20 protein-coding genes and 1 pseudogene are annotated in these 20,929 nt (G+C 32.0%); 15 read left to right on the top strand and 6 right to left on the bottom strand.

Annotated features, from left to right (window positions below; all coding sequences use genetic code 11):
- Nucleotides 1-9: 9 nt before the first annotated feature.
- The 6 genes and pseudogenes from trpB to AAC024_RS03380 all read right to left on the bottom strand — a co-directional run bounded on the left by trpB (nt 10) and on the right by AAC024_RS03380 (nt 6,670).
- Entirely contained in the window at nt 10-1,191 is a 1,182-nt protein-coding gene (gene trpB, locus AAC024_RS03405) for a tryptophan synthase subunit beta (protein ID WP_339893835.1), read from the bottom strand.
- A gap of 33 nt (nt 1,192-1,224) precedes the next feature.
- A pseudogene (locus AAC024_RS03400) lies at nt 1,225-1,878 on the bottom strand (phosphoribosylanthranilate isomerase); the annotation flags it as partial.
- 107 nt (nt 1,879-1,985) lie between these two features.
- Entirely contained in the window at nt 1,986-2,771 is a 786-nt protein-coding gene (gene trpC, locus AAC024_RS03395) for an indole-3-glycerol phosphate synthase TrpC (RefSeq protein ID WP_339893778.1), read from the bottom strand.
- A gap of 303 nt (nt 2,772-3,074) precedes the next feature.
- Entirely contained in the window at nt 3,075-4,067 is a 993-nt protein-coding gene (gene trpD, locus AAC024_RS03390; protein WP_339893777.1) for an anthranilate phosphoribosyltransferase, read from the bottom strand.
- Between the two features lie 102 nt (nt 4,068-4,169).
- Nucleotides 4,170-4,757, bottom strand: coding sequence for an aminodeoxychorismate/anthranilate synthase component II (locus AAC024_RS03385; protein WP_339893776.1), 588 nt, complete (start codon nt 4,755-4,757; stop codon nt 4,170-4,172).
- Between the two features lie 506 nt (nt 4,758-5,263).
- Nucleotides 5,264-6,670, bottom strand: coding sequence for an anthranilate synthase component I family protein (locus AAC024_RS03380; protein WP_339893775.1), 1,407 nt, complete (start codon nt 6,668-6,670; stop codon nt 5,264-5,266).
- A gap of 355 nt (nt 6,671-7,025) precedes the next feature.
- Between AAC024_RS03380 and AAC024_RS03375 the strand changes: the two genes are divergently transcribed.
- The 15 genes from AAC024_RS03375 to AAC024_RS03305 all read left to right on the top strand — a co-directional run bounded on the left by AAC024_RS03375 (nt 7,026) and on the right by AAC024_RS03305 (nt 20,918).
- Nucleotides 7,026-7,568: a TlpA family protein disulfide reductase gene (locus tag AAC024_RS03375; protein ID WP_339893774.1), complete on the top strand. Its 543-nt coding sequence runs from the start codon at nt 7,026-7,028 to the stop codon at nt 7,566-7,568.
- 120 nt (nt 7,569-7,688) lie between these two features.
- Nucleotides 7,689-8,306 (top strand): thioredoxin family protein, encoded by a 618-nt coding sequence (locus AAC024_RS03370; RefSeq protein WP_339893773.1) that lies wholly within the window; start codon nt 7,689-7,691, stop codon nt 8,304-8,306.
- A gap of 104 nt (nt 8,307-8,410) precedes the next feature.
- Nucleotides 8,411-8,725, top strand: coding sequence for a rhodanese-like domain-containing protein (locus AAC024_RS03365; RefSeq protein ID WP_339893772.1), 315 nt, complete (start codon nt 8,411-8,413; stop codon nt 8,723-8,725).
- Between the two features lie 125 nt (nt 8,726-8,850).
- The gene (locus AAC024_RS03360; protein ID WP_339893771.1) at nt 8,851-9,219 is read left to right on the top strand and encodes a rhodanese-like domain-containing protein; all 369 of its coding nucleotides are present in this window, start codon (nt 8,851-8,853) and stop codon (nt 9,217-9,219) included.
- 226 nt (nt 9,220-9,445) lie between these two features.
- Nucleotides 9,446-10,216, top strand: a complete 771-nt coding sequence (locus tag AAC024_RS03355) for a hypothetical protein (protein ID WP_339893770.1) — start codon at nt 9,446-9,448, stop codon at nt 10,214-10,216.
- A gap of 247 nt (nt 10,217-10,463) precedes the next feature.
- Nucleotides 10,464-10,733 carry a hypothetical protein gene (locus AAC024_RS03350; RefSeq protein ID WP_339893769.1) on the top strand — a complete coding sequence of 90 codons (270 nt, stop codon included), beginning with the start codon at nt 10,464-10,466 and terminating at the stop codon, nt 10,731-10,733.
- A gap of 783 nt (nt 10,734-11,516) precedes the next feature.
- On the top strand, nt 11,517-11,759 hold the full coding sequence (locus tag AAC024_RS03345) for a helix-turn-helix transcriptional regulator (RefSeq protein WP_339893768.1): 243 nt from the start codon (nt 11,517-11,519) through the stop codon (nt 11,757-11,759).
- Nucleotides 11,731-12,048: a HipA N-terminal domain-containing protein gene (locus tag AAC024_RS03340; protein WP_339893767.1), complete on the top strand. Its 318-nt coding sequence runs from the start codon at nt 11,731-11,733 to the stop codon at nt 12,046-12,048. Before AAC024_RS03345 ends, AAC024_RS03340 begins: the two co-directional genes overlap by 29 nt.
- Complete coding sequence (locus AAC024_RS03335) at nt 12,041-13,000, top strand: HipA domain-containing protein (RefSeq protein ID WP_339893766.1); 960 nt, start codon at nt 12,041-12,043, stop codon at nt 12,998-13,000. The genes AAC024_RS03340 and AAC024_RS03335 overlap by 8 nt, the downstream gene beginning before the upstream one ends.
- A gap of 16 nt (nt 13,001-13,016) precedes the next feature.
- Nucleotides 13,017-14,018: a WYL domain-containing protein gene (locus AAC024_RS03330; protein WP_339893765.1), complete on the top strand. Its 1,002-nt coding sequence runs from the start codon at nt 13,017-13,019 to the stop codon at nt 14,016-14,018.
- Nucleotides 14,019-14,087: 69 nt separating this feature from the next.
- Complete coding sequence (locus AAC024_RS03325; RefSeq protein ID WP_339893764.1) at nt 14,088-16,571, top strand: N-6 DNA methylase; 2,484 nt, start codon at nt 14,088-14,090, stop codon at nt 16,569-16,571.
- Nucleotides 16,572-16,574: 3 nt separating this feature from the next.
- Nucleotides 16,575-17,453, top strand: a complete 879-nt coding sequence (locus tag AAC024_RS03320; protein ID WP_339893763.1) for a hypothetical protein — start codon at nt 16,575-16,577, stop codon at nt 17,451-17,453.
- 22 nt (nt 17,454-17,475) lie between these two features.
- Nucleotides 17,476-19,101 (top strand): class I SAM-dependent DNA methyltransferase, encoded by a 1,626-nt coding sequence (locus tag AAC024_RS03315; protein ID WP_339893762.1) that lies wholly within the window; start codon nt 17,476-17,478, stop codon nt 19,099-19,101.
- Nucleotides 19,102-19,107: 6 nt separating this feature from the next.
- Entirely contained in the window at nt 19,108-20,313 is a 1,206-nt protein-coding gene (locus AAC024_RS03310; protein ID WP_339893761.1) for a restriction endonuclease subunit S, read from the top strand.
- 41 nt (nt 20,314-20,354) lie between these two features.
- Complete coding sequence (locus AAC024_RS03305; protein ID WP_339893760.1) at nt 20,355-20,918, top strand: DUF1643 domain-containing protein; 564 nt, start codon at nt 20,355-20,357, stop codon at nt 20,916-20,918.
- The last annotated feature ends 11 nt before the right edge of the window (nt 20,919-20,929 follow it).

Genomic DNA, 20,929 nt, shown 5'->3' with positions numbered 1-20,929 from the left:
ATGCAAAAATTATATATTAAAATAATCAATGTAATTCTCTAAATCCTTATCGCCACGACCAGATAAGCTCATAACCACAACATCGTTAGGTTTAAACGTTTTATGCTTAAAAATAGCTAAGGCGTGAGATGTTTCGATAGCAGGAATGATACCTTCCAGTTTTGAAAGTTCTAAGCCAGCATCCATAGCATCGCTATCGGTAATAGACATAAACTCTGCTCTACCTGTTTTCGATAAATGCGCGTGCATAGGGCCAACTCCTGGATAATCTAATCCTGCGGAAATAGAGTAAGGTTCAGTTATTTGTCCATCTTGGGTTTGCATTAAAAGGGTTTTACAACCGTGAATAATACCTTCTTTTCCTAAAACAGAGGTGGCGGCGCTTTCACCAGAATCTATTCCCAAACCAGCGGCTTCTACGGCAATAATACCCACTTCAGGTTCGTGCAAATAATGATAATACGTTCCGGCAGCGTTACTACCACCACCAATACATGCTACAACATAATCTGGGTTTTCTTTACCTGTTTGTTCTTTTAATTGCCATTTTATTTCTTCTGAAATGACTGATTGAAATCGCGTAACCATATCTGGATAAGGGTGCGGGCCAATGGCTGAACCAATAATATAGTGCGTGTTTACAGGATTATTAATCCAATCTCTAATCGCTTCATTCGTGGCGTCTTTTAACGTTCGACTTCCTGATAAGGCAGGTACAACTGTAGCACCTAGCATTTTCATTCTGGCAACGTTTGGAGCTTGTCGAGCAATGTCAATTTCTCCCATGTAAACAATACATTCCAGTCCCATTAAAGCACAAACGGTTGCTGTAGCAACACCATGTTGACCGGCACCAGTTTCAGCAATAATTCTTGTTTTGCCTAAACGTTGCGCCATTAAAATTTGACCAATGGTATTATTGATTTTATGAGCGCCAGTATGGTTTAAATCTTCACGCTTTAAATAAATTTTGGTGTAATATTTTTCTGAAAGACGCTTAGCAAAATATAGGGGAGAAGGGCGCCCTACATAATCTTTAAGTAGTTGATTGAACTCCTTTTGAAAATCGGGTTCAGCCATTATTTTTAAATAATTTTGGCGTAACTCTTCAACATTTGGGTACAGCATTTCTGGAATGAATGCGCCTCCAAATTCGCCGTAATACCCTTTTTTGTTTACGTTATAATTCATGATTTTAGAAATCAGGTTGTTTTTAAATTTTTTTAAGTCTGCAATATTTTTAAATCCAGGTTCTATTTCAAATTTGCTATTCACATCTAAAGCATAGCAGTACTTTGAAGCTTCGCTTTGTTGAAACTTTTTAATGTCGTCCATTTGGCTCAATCCAATTCCTCCGCTTAAAAAGAATGGGGTAGTGGATGGGTAGTTGTTTAATATAGTCCAATCAAATGTGTACCCATTTCCTCCGGGGAGTTTTCCTTTGGTATCAAAAAGGAAATAATCAACAATGCCTTCATAAGGTTTTAAAACATTGAAATCGAATTCATCTTTTATTGAGAATACTTTTATGATTTCCAGTTTTTTGTCATTGCGAGACTTTTTTTCTAAGTCGTGGCAATCTGCTTCTATTAAAGAGATTACTTCGTCGCTTTTCTCCTTGTAATGACGTTTTAATTTTAAGCAATAATCAGAAGATTCTTTTCCGTGTAATTGAACGGCTTGTAAATCGTGTTTGCTAATTTTTTCGAGAACATAATCTAAATCGGCATCTACAAAAACTCCTGTTTTTTTTATGCTATTTGATATTTCTGGTATTTGATGTGAATCAAAGTCTCTTGCGGATTTTTCATAAAATATAAAACCGAGATAATCAGGTTGCAATCCAGCAACTTGTTTGATGTTATCCTGATATTTCATACCACAAACCTTTAGTTTCATGTGTTCGTTTTTATTATTTTTTATTTGTCACATGTGACATTCATATAATAGTTATTGATTCATATAAAAGTTTAGTTATGAATGTTTCATCCTTCTAAAGTTTTAATAAATTCTGATGCACTCGCTCCTGGATTATCTGTTTTCATAAAGTTTTCTCCTATTAAAAAACCTTGATAACCATAAGGTTGTAGTTCTTTGATCGCTTCTATATTACTAATACCGCTTTCCGATACTTTCACAAAATCATTTGGAATAAGATTACTTAAACTTTTGCTAGTGTCTAAACTAACATCAAACGTTTTTAAATTTCTATTGTTTACTCCAAGCATGTCTAAACTTGGCATAATAGATTTATGCAATTCTTCTTCGTTATGAACCTCCAAAAGCACATCTAAATTCAAGCTTTTAGCAAATTCTGAAAACTGCTTGATTTCATTTCTAGTAAGAATTGCTGCAATTAAAAGAATAACATCGGCACCATAAGCTTTTGCTTCTAATAATTGGTATTCATCTATTATGAATTCCTTTCTTAACAAAGGAATGTTACAACTTGCTCTTGCTGTTAATAAATCGTCAAGAGAACCTCCAAAATATTTGCCATCGGTTAAAACGGACATCCCGCAAACACCTGCTGATTCATAACCTTTTGCTACATCTTGAACATTTAGCGTATTATTAATTACAGATTTAGATGGTGATCTGCGTTTGTGTTCAGCAATTATACCTGATTTACTGTTCCGTAAATTAGTAGCAAGAGAAACCGTTTGTCTTTCAAATAAAACGGATTGTTCTAGTTGAGATGTTGGAATGAGTTGTTTTCTTAGTGCAACTTCATTTCTTTTATCAAGTGTTATTTTATCTAGTATGTTCATTCTTTTTTTTCTTTATGTTCATTTTGTCTTGATACACTATTTAGCTTAAAATGTCTAGTAGACATTTTAAGCTAAATACAAAACCAAAAAATCAAGTCCAAGCCGAGGAATTTTCCAGTTTTGCAAACTGAAAACCGATTTGAAAACTCCGCGTCGAACTTCGTTCACCTGATCTCGGAGCTTTTCTTCATCTATTCTGCGCCTTGGCGTTCAATTCTGCGAATTGATTCAGGACTAGACTTTCTACTATATTCTTTTTATAATTAAAATTTATTCTCAATCTTGCTTACTTCTTACTTCTTACTATTTACTCAGTTCAACTAATTTATCTAAACTTGCTTTTGCATTTCCAGAGAATAACGATTCTTTTGCAATTTCAAATCCCTCTTGATGTGAAATTTGTTTTGTGGTGGCTATTGCTAATCCTGCATTGGCGCAAACTACATTGTTTTGTGCTTCTGTTCCGTTACCACTAATAATATCAACAAATATTTTTGCAGCATCTTTAACTGTATCTCCTCCAAAAATAGCGTCTTGTTTAATATTTTTAAGTCCCAAGTCTTCTGGTGAAAAAAGTTTTTCAGTGTGATTGGAAACAATTTTGGCTTTGCCTGTTAATGAAATTTCATCATAACCATCTAAAGCATAAACTATATTGTAGTTTGTTTCCGTATTTTGATATATGAAACTATATAGGCGTAAAAGCTCTAAACTAAAAACGCCTAGCATTTGGTTTTTTGGAAATGAAGGATTAACCAAAGGGCCCAACATGTTGAAAAAGGTTTTAACGCCTAACTCTCGACGAATGGGAGCAACGTTCTTCAAAGCTGGATGAAATAATGGTGCGTGTAAAATGCAAATTCCAGCTTTATCTATACATCCTCTTAAAAAATCTTCATTGTTGGAAAATTTCACTCCTAGATGTTCCATAACATTAGATGAACCAGAAGTTGATGATACACCATAGTTACCATGTTTGGAAACGTTAACTCCAGCACCTGCCGTTATAAAAGATGATAGGGTAGAGATGTTGAACGTATTTTTACCATCACCTCCAGTACCAACTATATCTACGGCATTAAAGTCGTTGAGGTTTATTGATACACAAAGTTCTAAAAGCGCATCTCTAAAGCCTTTTAATTCTTCTAAGGTAATACTTCGCATCATGAAAACAGATAGGAAGCATGTTATTTGACTTGGGTTATACATATCATTTGATATATTAACAATAACCTGTTTTGCCTCTTCGCTTGAGATGGTTTCGTGATTTATAAGTCTATTTAGTACGTCTTTCATTTTCCTCTCCCTAACCCTCTCCAAAGGAGAGGGGATTGATTAGTTATTCGATTTTCTAAGTTTCATTTTTAAAAGCCCTCTTTGAGTTTTGAGAAACTAATTTTAAGCCCCTTTGGGGTTTGGGGAATTCACCCAATTCTCCAATATTTTCTTTCCGTGGGGTGTTAATACCGATTCTGGATGGTATTGAACACCTCTTACATCATAAATTTTATGTCTTAAAGACATGACTTGTCCGTTTTTATCAAAAGAAGTTGCTTCTAAGCTTTCAGGTAAATCTGGATTGACTACCCATGAATGATAGCGTCCTACTTCAATATTTTTATCTAAATCTTTAAAGATATATTCGTCATCGACACATAAAGTTACATTGGTCGCAACCCCATGATAAACCTCGTCTAAATTAATTAGTGATCCACCAAAAACTTCCCCAATGGCTTGTTGCCCTAAACATACACCTAAAATACTTTTAGTAGATGCATATCTTTCAATGATAGGTTTTAATAAACCAGCTTCATCAGGAATTCCAGGACCTGGAGATAATACAATTTTATCAAAAGGTTCCACATCTTCTAAAGCTAATTTATCATTTCTTACCACCGTAACATCGCAATTTAGGTCTTCTAAATAATGAACCAAATTGTACGTAAAACTGTCGTAATTATCTATAACTAATACCTTTCTATTCATCCTTTTTTTATTTCCGCGAAGGCGGAAATCTTTTTAATGTTATTTCTATCTAATTATTCCTGTTAATAACGGAAATCTTGCTTTTATTTGTTTGTTCATTTTGCCTTGATGCACTATTTAGCTTAAAATGTCTAGTAGACATTTTAAGCTAAATACAAAACCAAAAAATCAAGTCCAAGCCGAGGAATTTTTCAGTAAAAACTGAAAACCGATTTGAAAACTCCGCGTCGAACTACGTTCTCCTGTTCTCGGAGCTTTTCTGCATCTATTCTGCGCCTTGGCGTTCATTTCTACGAATTGATTCAGGACTTTACTTTTTGCTAATTTTTCTCTAAAATTATATTTATATCTTTCTTAACTCTTAACTTATTGTTTTAAGCCACATATTTACTGCTAACTGATTACTGCCATCTGCTGACTTGTGCGTTAGGGATTGAGCAATTGTTGGAGCTCCTCTTTTCGAGAGCGACTTGTGAAAGCCCGACCCTTGTGGTAACGCCATAATTTCAAATATCTTCTGCTAACTTAATAGCTTTAGTTAATGCTCCTAATTTATTGTACACTTCTTGTAATTCACTTTCCGCATCAGATTTTGAAACTAAACCTGCTCCTGCTTGCCAGTTGAGTTTGTAATCTTTACTTAAAAAGGTGCGTATCATAATAGCGTGATTAAAGTTACCATCAAAATCCATGAATCCAATGGCGCCACCGTAATAACCACGACTTGTTTTTTCGTATTTCTCAATAAGTTGCATGGCTCTATGTTTTGGTGCACCACTTAAAGTTCCCGCAGGAAACGTGTCTGCCACTACTTGCATGGTTGAGGTTGTATTGTGTTTTTGCCCTGTAACTTTACTCACTAAATGAATAACGTGCGAGAAAAACTGAACTTCTCTATAAGTTTCTACTTTTACTTGACTTCCATGACGGCTTAAATCATTTCGAGCTAAATCAACTAGCATAACGTGTTCAGCGTTTTCTTTGTCGTCTTTTTTGAGTGCTTCTGCTAAGATCTCGTCTTGTTGCTCGTCACCGGTTCGTTTAAAAGTTCCTGCAATTGGGTGTATTTCAGCTAAACCATCATCTACAATAAGTTGAGCTTCAGGAGAACTTCCGAAGATTTTAAAATCGCCATAATCAAAATAGAACAAATATGGTGAAGGATTGATACTTCTTAAAGCTCGGTAGATGTTAAAATCATCGCCTGTGTATTCTTGTGAAAAACGTCTTGATAGCACCAATTGAAATACATCACCTCTTTGGCAATGTTTTCTGGCTACTTCAACATTTTCTCTAAACTCATCATCCGTTAGATTAGATTTAATATCTCCTTTTGAATTGAAATTATAAGATGCAAAATTTTGAACGTTTATTAGCTTATCGATAGCATCAATGTTATTTGGAGTGCCATCATAACAATGAGCAAAAATATAAGCTTCATTTTTAAAGTGGTTAATGGCTATAATGTTTTGATAAACTGCATAGTACATATCTGGAATAACTACAGAATCATCTTTTTTGCTGATTTCAACATCTTCAAAATACCGTACAGCATCGTAAGCTGTATAACCAAAAATACCGTTGTTGATGAATTTGAAATTTTCTTCAGATTTGGTGTCAAAACGTTTTGTGAAATTGTAGATTTCATCAACTACATTAATATCATCTGTTATTTCCAAGGATGTTGAACTGCCATCAGGAAAAGTTTCTGAAATGACTTCATTTTCAACTTTGATGGATGCAATAGGATTAAAGCAGATGTATGAGAAATTCTTATGACTTTTATGATAATCACCACTTTCTAATAAAATACTATTTGGGTATTTGTCTCGTATTTTATAGTATACAGTAACAGGTGTAATAGTATCTGTTAATATTCTTTTGTGATGTGTGTAAAGACTAAATTTTTTCATTTAAATGTTTTTATCATTTCCGCAAAAGCGAAAGCACTTAGTTTTTCTGTTTTAAGATTTTCGCTTTCGCGGAAATAAAAAAAATACTATAAAAAAAGGCTTGTCGTGAATGACAAGCCTTTTGAATATTTTATGTTTAAATATACTAGGGTTTTACTTCACGAAGATTAGTTTCGAAAGCACCACCACCAAGTATTATTTAAAAATCTGTTCATTTTCAGTTATTATCCCGATAACTATCGGGAGGTCAAATATAGAAATGAAAATAGTTATACACAAAACTTTGAAACATTTTTTATATAAAAGTTTGTTAAACTATGAGAAATGCAAAGAACTATTAATTAATTTTATGGTTATGAAACTAAACGTATTAATTGTTGTCATTCTTTTAATGACAAGTTGTGGAAAAAACAACAAAACTGCTGAGGTATTTAAAGAAGCCACTGAAAAAGTAGTTGAAAACGAAATAAATAACCTTGATACTGAACTTGAAGTTTATGATTATGCAGGTTTTGAGACCTTTTTAAATAAGAAGGACAATAAAGTTTATGTTATTAATTTTTGGGCAACTTGGTGTGCACCTTGTGTTAAAGAGCTTCCGTATTTTGAAAAGTTGAATTCAGAATATAAAAATAAAAATGTTGAGGTCATATTAGTAAGTTTGGATTTTCCACATTTATATGATAAAAAGCTAAAACCGTTTATAAAAGACAAAAAATTATCATCAAAAGTTATTGCTTTAGATGATGTTGATATGAATACTTGGATACCCAAAGTTGATGAAAGTTGGTCTGGATCAATACCAGCTACAATAATTTATAAGAATGATAATCGTAAGTTTTATGAACAATCATTTACGTATGAAGAATTAGAAAAAGAAGTTAAAAAATTTCTGTGATTAAATTTTTTAACTTTAGATTCCCGCATTGGCGGGATTGACAATTAAAAGAAACCCTCTCCAAAAAAAATGTTATTTGAGGAGTGTTATATGAGTAAATAATTTTTAAAATAAATTTATATGAAAAAGTCTATTATATTTGTTTCTGCAGTACTTGTTGTAGTTTTTATTAGTGCTTTTACTCTAAACAATACGACTCTTAAAGGTTATGGAATTGGAGATGTTGCTGATGATTTTTTGTTAAAAAACATAGATGAAAATATGGTGTCTCTGGCAGATTATAAAGACGCTAAAGGCTTTATAATAACATTTACATGTAATACTTGCCCATTTGCTGTTATGTATGAAGATAGAATTCAAGCCCTTAACGAAAAGTATGCATCTCAAGGCTATCCTGTAATTGCCATTATGCCTAATAATACAGATGTTAAACCTGGAGATGCCTTACCAGAAATGAAAAAGAGAGCTGAAGAAAAAGGCTTTACTTTTCCATATTTATTGGATGAAGAACAAAACGTATATCCAAAATTTGGAGCTACTAAAACACCTCATATTTTTGTGCTTGAGAAAACTAAAAAAGGTAATGTTGTAAAGTATATTGGGGCTATTGACGATAACCATAAAGATGCTTCGGCAGTTAAAGTAAAGTTTGTTGAAAATGCTGTAAATGCTTTATTAAAAGGAGAAGAAGTTGGGTTAAAAGAAACAAAAGCCATTGGTTGTTCTATTAAGGTATAATCAATAATGATTTTAATATGAATCCGAAGTGTAATACTTCGTTTTTTTTTCGTCTATAATTTTAGTTATATTAATTTTGTAGAATATAATTTTTAAAAATAAACATGGAAGATTTAACACAGGAGGAATGGGTAGAACAATTAGCCCAAGATAATAATGCAGTAGTAATAGATGTAAGAACGGAAGCTGAAGTTGCAGATGGTATCATCCCCAATGCTATTCATATAGATATATATAAAGGTCAAGAATTTATCAATGAAATTGAAGATCTTGATAAAAGTAAAAATTACTACGTATATTGTCGTTCAGGAAATAGGAGTGGTCAAGCATGCCAAATTATGGAACAACTTGGTTTTGAAAAGGCATTCAACCTAGAAGGCGGTATGTTAGAATGGATTGGAGATATTGTTGATATATAATAGGTCTTTATGAAACATCCATAACTAAATCTTGATACCCAAGGGAATGATTAAATGGATGCTACATGTGACCAATAAAAAACAATAGATATAAACAAATGAAAAGATTTATAATAGTTATATGTATGCTTTTAAGTGTATTTGTCTTTAATTGTCAAACTACAACTAATAAAAAAGTTACTCGCCTTACTCCAGAAGAATTTCAATCGTCTCTAAATAATAATTCAGTCCAGCTTATTGACGTTAGAAAACCAAGTGAGTATGTAACTGGATATATACCCAATGCTGTAAATATTGATTTTTTATCAGATGATTTTACTAGTAATATTGATAAGTTAAATAAGCAAAAACCAGTTTATATTTATTGCCGTTCTGGTAAACGCAGTGGTAAAAGTGCAATTGAATTTGAAAAAGCTGGTTTTACCAAAATCTACGATTTAGAGGGAGGCATATTAAATTGGATGTCTAAAGGTCTTCCTATAGAAAGTAAATAATTTATAAACTTTCCATTGCCTAATTTTTTTTTTTTTTTTACAATTACTTTTTGAGTTTTTAATAAATTTGTATATTAGTATACTTCAAATCTTGATCCTTTCACTAATTGATTTAATAATATCCAATTAGTTTATATTTTTTTCTCTCTCCCCTAGAATAATTTATTAGTGTTAACTCTATATAATAGTTATATAGTTTATTAATCAACCAATTAAATAATTTATTATGATTAAAAAAACAATTTCATTAATTACAATGTTAGCAATTACATTAAGCGTTGTGTCTACGGTAAATGCACAAGAAGATGACTCATATGCTATGTGGGAAAGTATCATGTTGTCTCCAGACCATACCAAATTAAAAGTTTTAGGAGATAATATGAAAGCCCACAATGCTAAGTACCACAAAGCAGGAACTTACGATGCTACAGTATATAATATTGTTTCTGGACCAAATGCAGGTAAGATAGTCTGGATGATGGGCCCGATGAATTATAAGCATAATGATACGCGCCCAAGTAAAGGTGGACATGATGAGGATTGGAGAGATAATGTGATGCCTTATGTAAAAAAAATGCATACTATAGAATATTGGAAAGCAAATGCAAAATTATCTAATACGTCTATGATGGATGGTGATGCATCAGCTTATCCGTTATTATTTGTTAGATATCATGAAATTGAAAAAGGACAAATACCAGGAGCGTTTGCTTTTTTAGAATATGTAAGTAAAACAATTAAGAAGATGAAAGGAGAAAATCCATGGGGTGTTTATGTTAATGAATTTAGACAAGGTGATTTAGGAAGACATATTGCAACAGTTGGTTTTATGAAAAACTGGGCAGAAATGGACGAAGATGACAATGATTTTAAGAAGGTTTTTGATGAGGTCAATGGAGAAGAAAATTGGGAACTTTTTCGAGATTTAGGTAGTAATAGTTTTTCAAACTCTTGGGATGAAATGTGGTCATATAACGCACATATGAGTGGAAAATAATAGTTTATTTTAACAAAAAATAAATTTAACCTTTTCTCTTATAAAAAACCTCGTCATTATATAATGGCGAGGTTTTTTACTTATTTTGCACATTCAACTACTTTTTTTAGTACTTCACCTTTTTTATTTTTAATAGCGTATAAATTTTACTTATTTTGTTGTAAAGTTTACCATTTCGTTATGAAAATATTAATTTAATGGTTTCTTTTTAAGGTTTTATTAATAGCATTTTAAAATTATTTGTATAATGGATAACGGTTTCGTCATATTAGGAATTATTGCCCTTTTATTTTTGAGTATGTATGGGTTTTCATATTTTTCTGTGGCAATGGAGAAAATGAAGCAGAAAAAAATTCAACAAAAAGAATTAGATAAAGCAGAGCAAAGGCGTCAAGCTCGTATTAAAAATCAAGATTTAATTGATGCAAGAGTTCGAAAATTTACTGAAAGAAAAGAAGAAATACAGCATGAATTAATGTTGTTAAAAAAGATGAAAGAAAAGCAAAAAGTTAGTTAAGTTTGTTTTTTATTTATAAAAAGAGCTCCTATGATTAGATTCGTAGGAGCTCTTTTTGTTTAACAGATTTTACCATGACTTCCAATTTTAGTCAAGAACTTTAAAAGAAATGGAATCAAGTCAAAAAGTTACGGGATTTAAGGATTAGGAAAAAACAGATGAGAGTTTAAAAAGGAAATTTATGAAACATCATTTGAAAGGTTACTGAATATTCAAATTACCATGTATGGGCTGTCTAATATTCAAAAACAAAAACTTCAACTAATCAGAAATCATTAGTTGAAGATTTTTAGTGTGGAGTCGGAGACAACGACCATATATTTAACTTTCTAGTGTTTATAGTGCTTCCAAAAGGTTCTGTTTTTAAAGGTAACCGAATTGGTCTCGATTTAACAAACTTTAACATTTGGGTTGTCCGAATTTCTCAAAATTCATCAAAATGGCACAAATTTTATTTTTTCAATTTGTAATTTACGTTTCGCGAATTGCAAATTAGTCTTTAAATAATGATAATCTTCTTAAAATAGAAAAGTAAAGATTTTCTTAATTCTATATGCAAGTATATATAAAAGTACGGGTTCAATTAATATTATATGTAATTACATATAGTTTATTTTAATTTACACTTTTGCTTTCAATTCATAAGCGTTATTAGGAATGTTTTATTAACTGGATAATTTTTTATACCCTTAAAGGTATATTTAATAATTATTTTTATAAATTATACCTAATGAGGTATAAAATTCATATATTGCATCATCTTACACCTTTATGGGTATAATTATGAAAGATTGGAATCGACATAACGCTATTGCTGACTTCGTTAGAATAAGCAGAAAAGAAAGTAAATTGACACAATTAGATTTGTCTGACCTAACTGGCGTTGGACTTCGCTTTGTGCGCGACCTGGAGCAAGGAAAACCAAATTTAATGACCGATAAAGTAAATCAAGTATTACTATTTTTTGGACATACATTAACACCAACACCTATAAGCGATGAGACAAGGAGAAATTTGGGTGAGTAATCAAAAAGCAGGAATGCTTACTGAAAATGACGAAGGTTATTTGTTTCAATATGATAAAACCTATTTATCATTGAAAAATGCAACACCTGTATCATTAACATTTCCATTACAGGAAGACCCTTTTGTATCAGATAATTTATTTCCATTTTTTGATGGACTAATTCCAGAAGGGTGGTTGCTAGATATTGCACAAAAAAACTGGAAGCTCAACCCGAGAGATCGCATGGGATTATTACTAACAACCTGTCGTGATTGCATAGGTAACATAAGTATTATAGAAAATGAGTAGTTGTTTAGCTTGTCATAAACCATTAGCATCAGGAGATCATCAGTATCACCCTGCTTGTCTTGCTCGTTTTTGGGAAAGTGATACACCTGTATTTCAATTAGACTATGACGTGTCACAAATAAATGAGCTTGCTGAAGAAAACGTTGCACAGCGTATTATAGTAACGGGTGTACAGCCTAAATTATCAATGGGCTTTACAAAAATAGCTACTGAAGAGCGCTTAACCATAGTTGGTGCTTTAAACGGAAGATATATTTTAAAACCACCTTATTCTGCTTATCCACAAATGCCAGAACTAGAAGCTTTGTGTATGCTAATGACCCAAGCTTGTGGCATTGAAACCGTTCCTTTTTTATTACTGCCTTTAAAAGGTGGAGAGTTGGCTTACATAACGAGACGTATAGATCGTAATGCGCAAGGCGATAAGTTTGCTATGGAAGATGCTTGTCAATTTAATGAGCGACTAACAGAACATAAGTACAGAGGGTCTTACGAGCAAATTGCCAAAGGGATAATAGCTTACTCTAAAAACCCCATAAAGGATGTTGTTCATTTTTATGAACAAGTGATCGTGTCTTTCTTAATAGGAAATAATGATATGCACCTAAAGAATTTTTCGCTTATTGCAAAAGAACCCAATGCATACGAACTCACACCAGCTTACGATATGATTTCATCACAATTATTATTGCCCGACGATTTAGAAGATTTGGCTTTAAACATAAACGGTAAAAAACGAAAACTAAAACGCGAGGATTTTAACGAAGCAATGCTTAAAGCACACATACCAGAAAAAGCGATTGAAAATCTTTGGAAGCGAATTGAAAAAGGAATGAGTGAATGGTCTGGATTGATTGACTATAGTTTTCTTTTGCAAGAACGAAAAACGGAATTTAAAGAATTGATAAATAAGAAAAAAACTCAGCTCAAAATTGAAGTTGCTATAAATTAATTTTAAGAATAGGATAATGGCAAATAGCAAACACGCACACTTGAGATATAATATTTTAGATAATTGCTTCCGGAATAAGTCTTATGGCTTTGAGGAATTATTGAGAATTCTGAATGAAGGTATTGCAGAATTATATCCTGGAGAAGAAATTTCAGAAAGAACATTACGTGACGATATTAAAGTTTTTAGAGATAAAAAAGAAGGCTTTGATGCACCACTACCAGAAGGAATAAGGGAATATAAATACTCTGATGGTAATTTTACTATTGCACAACGACCATTGCAAAAATATGAGCAATATTTAATTGAAGCTGCTCAACAACTATTATCTAGATTTGAGAATCATCCAAAGTATAACAAATTAGCAGAAGCCTTAATTAAGTTTCAAGATGAAGAGGAGCAAGAAAACGACGCTTCAAAAATCTTATTTTATGACCATAATGAGGAATACAAAGGAATTAAATATTTAAAGCCATTATACTTAGCTATAAAAAAGAGAGATGTATTAAGAGTTGTATTTCAAGATTTTAAAGCTGATAAATCTATTAGTTTTGATTTTCATCCACATGTTCTAAAGCAGTATAATAGGAGATGGTTTGTCTATGGTTTAAACAGTACTAGAGGAATAAAAGAATGGAGTATTCCCTTAGATGAGAGGCTGATCGATTTTGATATACTTGAGAATGCAGATTATAGCGAATCGGATACCGATTGGGATACTTTTTTTAGAACAATGGTTGGTGTCAGAAGAATGCCCAATGCTCAAGTACAAAAAGTAATCTTACGCTTTCACAATGGTAGAGAAAACTATTTTAAAACAAAACCATTTCAGCCTGATTATGATGAGTTTATTGAAGAAGAAAAACAAGATCAAATTTGGTTTGAAACCATCATTAACCTAGAATTGGTACAGCAATTATTGTCTTATGGTCAAGATGTAGAAGTGCTTGAGCCTGAGTCTTTAAAAAATCAAATGAGAGAACATTCAAAAGGGATGGGACAATTTTACGTTAAGTAACTATGCGAATACATTGCACAGTTAATTAGTTAATTTGCAGAGTAAAATTAAAAAAGATATATATTATTTATGACATTACACGAAGCTATAGAACAAGTCCTGCAAAATGCAGAAAAACCTCTTCAATCAAGAGATATAGCTGATATTATAAATAATCTAAAGCTTTACAAGCGTAAGGATGGACTTCCAGTCTCTGCATCTCAAGTAACAACAAGAGCAAATAATTACACAAAACTCTTCACAAGGGAGACAGGTAAGGTTAAATTAGTAAAAGATGATATTGTAAGTTTAAAATTTCAACACTATCGTAATAAGCTGGTACATGAATCCAGCGCGATAAGAACATATGGTAAGGCAAATAAAATTGATGTACTTGTTCATGCACTCGAAGAACTATTACATGAGGATAATTACAGGTTTGCTTATAATACATTGTCAGAGCCAAATTTTAAGTATACTGATAGAAATAACCAACCAAGGGAAAAACTACTGGTGGCATACAAATTATGTGACTGGTTTTTTAAACAATCAAAGAGTAAGTCGTTAAGATTAAGTGATAAGTTAATAGCAGTTTTATCAGGCCTAAACTGGTTTGAAATAAATGACAATGCTATTGAAACCTATTTTGAGGGGTATAATGATTTCCTGTTAAAAATTGCAGCAGATAATAAAGGGGCAACGTTCTCAATTAAAAGTGAGCATAACCCGAACCTTTTTAATGAGTTTGAATATGATAATCAAATCAACAGAATAGTTTCAAAATTAATTGACCGAGGTAATTTTACCTATATGATGTCCCAAACTACAACTACAGGTGTTTTCATTCCACCATTTAGAAGAAGTGCGGCCAGAAATTCAAGAGGAGGGTTTGATCATATTTTATCGAAATTACAGAATAATCATAATGAGTTAGATAAAGCTATACTAATCGTGCCGTCAGGTGTTTTAAGTAGCCAAGCATCATTTAATAAGGAAGCTAGAGAGCAAATAATAAACTCTGGTGCTTTAGAAGCTGTTATAGCCTTTCCTAATGGTATGTTCGAAAATACAGCAATAAATGTTTCTATGCTCATTTTCGATTTTAATAATAGAGATAATCAAGTATTCTTTTTAGATGCCTCAAACATAGTAAAAGAGGACATGTTAGAGATAGTTAAAACTATTAATACTAAAAAATTAATTCGAGATGTTTCTAGAACGATAACATATCAAGACCTCTTTCATTACAATCTAAACCCAAAGCGATATGTAGTTGATATTGATGATATAGAGGCCAAACCTGGTCATAAACTATATCATGTTGATCAACTATTAAAACAGCGCAAATACGGTTCCATGTTCCGAAATAAAAATACCTTGTATGTTGGAGGTGAGTATAAGCTTATTAAAACGGGAGATATCGATAAAAACGACCTTTATTTTGAGCCAAAAGAAAATATGCTAGGTATCGACCATGATGAAATTCAAAATATAGATAAACATATTGTAAGAGGTGGCGTGGTATTGAGTGCCTTTAATAAAAAAATTAAAGCCTCGGTTTTACCAATTGACACATCCTTTGCATTAGGACAAAATGTGTATTGGCTAAAATTTAATGAAGATGAAGTTTTAGATGAATATGTTGCTAGAGAGTTAACGCAACCTTATGTGACAAGACAAGTTGAGTATTATTCCAAAGGAGATACTATTGCTAGATTGAGCATTAGTAATTTAATGGAAGTTAGAATACAGGTTCCTAGTTTGGAAGAGCAAAAAAACATCCTCTTTAAAGAATTCAGAAAAACAGAGAATCCAGTCCAAGAAGAAGATGTTAATAACAAGGAACAAGACTTTATAAAAACGCTAAAGCATTCCTTGAAACAACCGGTTTCAGGCTTAGGAAATGATTTTTCTTCATTGAGTAAATACTTAAGTGACAAGATAAAGTCAAAAGGCACTTTAAGCAATGATGAAATAATTGTGCCTGTTTTTGATACTGATACTCCAGAACAAATAAATATACACTCCCTTGAGAATACACTAAATAGAATGAATCGTGCAATAACTGATATTGATTATATTTTAAATCAAGCAGTTAAAGTTATTTCGATCTCTGAACCAATAAAAGAATACATAGAACTAAAACAATTTTTACTAAATTTTGTATCAGAGTATCCTAGTATAACTATAAAAGTTACAGGTAAAGAAGTTGAAATATTGGCAGATCGTAAACAATTACGAATTTTAATTCATAACTTCATTAATAATGCCATTAAACATGGGTTTAAAGATGAAATTGTTAACCCAACAGTATGGATAGAAATCAAACCAAAAGATACACTTTCAATCCAGATTTCAATTAGAAATAATGGAAAGCATTTACCACCACAATTCACAATCAAAGACTTTTTAGCTAAAGGAAATTCTTCAAAGTCAGATGTTGGAAGTGGATTTGGAGGCTTTTTAATTGCACAAATAATTAAAAATCACAAAGGATTAATTGAATTAAAAAAACAGGAAGGGTTTGGTATTTTACCTTACAACGTTGAATTTTTAATAACATTACCTAAATAAATTATGGCACAACCTATAAAAGTCCTTCTAGTAGATGACAAAGAAGATTACTGCAAATCATTATCTGGTCCTGCAAGATATAAGAATATTCAAATTGTTTATGAACTAGATTGGGAGAATGGTTTTGATATTCTTAAGAAAGATTCTAAAATTGAATTTGTAATACTTGATGGTAAAGGGAAAATTGAAGCAGATCAAGAAACTGAAAAAGACAATTTCGTAATTCGTGCAATGAGAGATATTGATAAATATTCAAAAGAAATTGATAGGCACATTCCATATTGCGTAAACACAGGTTTTATGGAGCGTTTTGAGGCTTTGGAAGATAACGTTAAAATCTTTGAAAAAAATGATAATCAAAGAGAGACTATGTTTCAATTCATAATAAATGAAATTACGCAATCTGAATACCGCTCAATAAGAATGCAATTTAATGAAGCATTTATGGCATTTGATATGGTTATTGTTTCAAAAGACTATGAACCTCTTCTTGTAAACATTATAAAGGCATATAATGAAAAAGATTATCGTAAAGTAAATTTGAATATTCAACGAGACCTGCTTGAAGGAATATATATCTCCTTGAACAAGGAAATACCTTGTATACCAATTGAATTATTTAAAGACAATGGTTTGCCTATTCAGGAGCATTGCACAAAATTTATGGAAAACAAAAATATCTCTGGACATAGGATAAATAAAGATGTACCACAAGTAATTAAATCTGCTTTTAGAAAATTAAAGGAGTCTACCAATGGGTATTCACACTTGTCAAATACAGATGTAGTGAAAATTCCTTTTCTCGCAAATGTATTCTTGATAATGGAAATATTAGAATGGCTACCTGAATTCGCACAAACGCATTACGAAAACTATATTTAAAAATTCACACCAAATAAACCAAATGATAACAGGCCAATTAAAACAACAAATAGACCAAATCTGGAATACCTTCTGGACAGGGGGAATTGCAAATACCATTACCATAGTAGAGCAATTAACCTATTTAATGTTTATTAAAGATTTAGACGAAACCGAAACGCGAAACGAGCGTATGGCAAAACGTTTAAATAAAACCATAACACCAATTTTTGGAGGAGACCAACAACAATTCCGTTGGAAAAACTTAAAAGAAATGGACGTTAACGAACGACACAATATTTTTAATGACACCATAAATGGCATTTTTCCATTTATACGCTCAATAGGTAAAGAAAAAAGTTTGTTCAGTACTTACATGCAAGGTGCAACTTTTGGTATCAGTAAACCAGCCGTTTTAGATCAGGTTATGGAAAAGCTCGAAGCCATAGATATGAGCAATCAAGACACCAAAGGCGATATTTATGAGTACCTATTATCTAAACTGGAAGGTGGCGGAACCGCTGGGCAATTCCGTACACCTCGCCATATTATTAAGTTAATGGTAGAGTTAATGCAACCAAAACTAGATGATGTTATTTGCGACCCTTCTGCTGGTACAGCAGGTTTTTTAGTAGCTGCTAAAGAGTATGTAGATAAACATTATAGCGTTACTGAACGCGATAAATACCAAGACCACATTAATAAAACCATGTTTAATGGTACCGAGTTCGATGCGACCATGTTGCGTATTGCCTCTATGAACCTCTATTTACACGGTGTAGAAGAACCTAATATTATAGATGTAGATGCCGTAAGTAAAGATAATACAGTAGCAAATGCCTATACACTAGTATTAGCAAACCCACCATTTAAAGGCACTATTGATAAAGAAAGCATTTCGCCAGGTCTAAAAAACGTTACCAATACCACCAAAACAGAATTACTTTTTTTAGCCTTAATGCTACGTCAATTAAAAATTGGAGGACGGGCAGCAACCATTGTACCAGACGGCGTACTTTTTGGTGCTGGTAAAGCACACAAAAGCATACGAGAAGAAATATTAGCAAATAATAAATTAGAAGCTATTATCTCATTGCCAAGTGGTGTGTTTAAACCGTATTCTGGAGTAAGTACAGCTATAATGATTTTTACTAAAACAGGAGCAGGCGGTACAGATAATGTTTGGTTTTATGATATGCTAGCAGATGGTAAAAGTTTAGATGATAAAAGAAACTTGTTAGTTGACCAAGACATTTTTGAAGCCTTTAGTTTTGGCGATGCTATTAATGTAGCTGAATTAGCAAAAGCGCATACCAACTTTAATCTGCCTCAAATTTTAGACCATTACAAGTATTTAAAAAGCTCATATTTTAGTAAAATGCACGCTAAAAATGGCGAATTATTACATGTTAATGATGTACCAGACAATTTAGGTTTTAATGAATTTTTAGATAGTACTTGCACACATAATTATGCAGACCGCACTTCACAGTCCTTTTTAGTGCCTTTTAAAGAAATAAAAGATAACGATTGGGATTTATCCATTAATCGTTATAAAGAAATAGTTTATGAGGAAGTTGAGTATGATGAACCAAATATTATAATTGATAGAATTAATAAGTTATCGAAAGAAAGAACTCAACTGTTATCGAAATTAAATTTAAACTAAGTGAATTTGAAAGAATTAGGAACAGTATGTGATTTGCAAAATGGCTATGCTTTTAAATCTGACGATTATATAGAAGCTTCTCAAACCGTTAGTTTAAGAATGAGCAATATTAGACCTGGCGGAACTTTTGATAATAATTATAACTTGAGATATTTACCCAATAGTTTTCAAGAAAAATATTCTAACTATTTGATTAAGGATGGAGATTTGGTAATAGCAATGACTGACCTTGCAAATGACCCTAAAATTTTAGGTATTCCAACAATTGTTGAAACAGGAGAAAATGTTTGGTTATTAAATCAACGTGCTGGTAAATTGGTCATCAAAGACTCTTCACAAGCGGATAAAAATTATCTAAGATATATTTTAAACCATCCGATACACAGAAATTACTATAAAATGTTCGCTGGGGGTGGTTTGCAAATTAATGTTGGAAAAAAAGAAATTTTAGGAGTTAAAATCCCACTTCCACCACTAAAATCCCAACAAAAAATATCCCAAATTTTGGAAGATGCTGCCGCTTTACGCGATAAAACCAAACAATTACTTACAGAATACAATTTGCTAGCACAAAGTATATTTTTGGATATGTTTGGGGATGCAAGAATAAATACTAAAGGTTTTAAAAAAGAATTACTTAAGAATATTTGTGGAGTAGGTTCTAGTAGAAGAGTATTTGTAAAAGATATTGTTGAATCAGGTGTTCCATTTTATCGCGGTAAAGAGATAGGTGAATTAAGTGAAGGTAAATCGATAAAAGCTGATTTATTTTTAACTCAGGCGCATTACGAGAATTTAGCTAAAGCAACTGGTGTTCCAAAAATTGGTGATTTATTAATGCCATCAATATGTCCTGATGGCAGAATTTTAAGTGTTGAAACTAACGAGCCATTTTATTTTAAGGATGGTCGAGTACTATGGATTAAAGTTGATGCTTCAAAAATTAATAGTTTTTACCTTAAATTCTTTTTGAGAGAATTATTTAGAACTAACTATTCAAATATAGCTTCAGGAACAACATTTGCAGAATTAAAGATTGTTGCTTTGAAGAAAATTAAGATTCTTTTACCACCAATCGAACTTCAAAATCAGTTCGCAGAAAAAATAGCCTTAATTGAGCAACAAAAGACATTGGCCAAGAAAGAGTTACAAGAATCTGAGGATTTGTTTAATTGTTTGTTGCAAAAGGCATTTAAGGGGACGTTGGTGTAACGAGTTAAAAGTTAAAAAAGAATGATTGAAAACTATTGTATATGGAAACAAAGCTTTTAAGTCTACCAGAAAACGATTCCGAAGTAAGATATGTTTTGGGCAAAAAAGGTAAAAGAAACCTTTTGGCAATCTGTTTAAACCCTAGTACAGCAAATGCTTTTAAACATGATGGTACCACAAATAATGTGGAGAAAATTGCTAAAGCCAATGGTTATGATGGTTGGGTATTATTTAATGTATCGCCACAAAGAACACCACATCCTAACGATTTACCATTAGAAGAAAATGAAGCAGTATTAATAAAAAATGTAAACCTTCTTGATGATTTTATTTTGAAAAATGAGTTTCAAATATCCGACGTATTGTTGGCTTGGGGAAATACAATTACTAGTTTTCAACATCCTTATCTAATTAAATATGCAGCCTTTATTTTAGAACGTCTTAAAAAACATGAGCTAAATTATTGGTGTATAAAATTAACAGCAAAGCAACATCCTTTTCATCCAGCTGCACAAGCCATTAATAGATATGTTGGACCTGTAGAAGATATTGTGTTGCAACCTTTTAATACAGTTAGTTATTTAAAAAGGATTGCTTATAAATAAATATAGTATTT

The sequence above is a fragment of the uncultured Algibacter sp. genome (assembly GCF_963976535.1).
Lineage (GTDB): Bacteria > Bacteroidota > Bacteroidia > Flavobacteriales > Flavobacteriaceae > Algibacter_B.
This window is presented reverse-complemented; position numbering and strand designations above follow the sequence as displayed.

Coding starts and splice junctions, on each gene's coding strand:
- trpB (WP_339893835.1), bottom strand. CDS start 1,191: ATGAATTATAACGTAAACAAAAAAGGGTATTACGGCGAATTTGGAGGC.
- trpC (WP_339893778.1), bottom strand. CDS start 2,771: ATGAACATACTAGATAAAATAACACTTGATAAAAGAAATGAAGTTGCA.
- trpD (WP_339893777.1), bottom strand. CDS start 4,067: ATGAAAGACGTACTAAATAGACTTATAAATCACGAAACCATCTCAAGC.
- AAC024_RS03385 (WP_339893776.1), bottom strand. CDS start 4,757: ATGAATAGAAAGGTATTAGTTATAGATAATTACGACAGTTTTACGTAC.
- AAC024_RS03380 (WP_339893775.1), bottom strand. CDS start 6,670: ATGAAAAAATTTAGTCTTTACACACATCACAAAAGAATATTAACAGAT.
- AAC024_RS03375 (WP_339893774.1), top strand. CDS start 7,026: ATGAAACTAAACGTATTAATTGTTGTCATTCTTTTAATGACAAGTTGT.
- AAC024_RS03370 (WP_339893773.1), top strand. CDS start 7,689: ATGAAAAAGTCTATTATATTTGTTTCTGCAGTACTTGTTGTAGTTTTT.
- AAC024_RS03365 (WP_339893772.1), top strand. CDS start 8,411: ATGGAAGATTTAACACAGGAGGAATGGGTAGAACAATTAGCCCAAGAT.
- AAC024_RS03360 (WP_339893771.1), top strand. CDS start 8,851: ATGCTTTTAAGTGTATTTGTCTTTAATTGTCAAACTACAACTAATAAA.
- AAC024_RS03355 (WP_339893770.1), top strand. CDS start 9,446: ATGATTAAAAAAACAATTTCATTAATTACAATGTTAGCAATTACATTA.
- AAC024_RS03350 (WP_339893769.1), top strand. CDS start 10,464: ATGGATAACGGTTTCGTCATATTAGGAATTATTGCCCTTTTATTTTTG.
- AAC024_RS03345 (WP_339893768.1), top strand. CDS start 11,517: ATGAAAGATTGGAATCGACATAACGCTATTGCTGACTTCGTTAGAATA.
- AAC024_RS03340 (WP_339893767.1), top strand. CDS start 11,731: ATGAGACAAGGAGAAATTTGGGTGAGTAATCAAAAAGCAGGAATGCTT.
- AAC024_RS03335 (WP_339893766.1), top strand. CDS start 12,041: ATGAGTAGTTGTTTAGCTTGTCATAAACCATTAGCATCAGGAGATCAT.
- AAC024_RS03330 (WP_339893765.1), top strand. CDS start 13,017: ATGGCAAATAGCAAACACGCACACTTGAGATATAATATTTTAGATAAT.
- AAC024_RS03325 (WP_339893764.1), top strand. CDS start 14,088: ATGACATTACACGAAGCTATAGAACAAGTCCTGCAAAATGCAGAAAAA.
- AAC024_RS03320 (WP_339893763.1), top strand. CDS start 16,575: ATGGCACAACCTATAAAAGTCCTTCTAGTAGATGACAAAGAAGATTAC.
- AAC024_RS03315 (WP_339893762.1), top strand. CDS start 17,476: ATGATAACAGGCCAATTAAAACAACAAATAGACCAAATCTGGAATACC.
- AAC024_RS03305 (WP_339893760.1), top strand. CDS start 20,355: ATGGAAACAAAGCTTTTAAGTCTACCAGAAAACGATTCCGAAGTAAGA.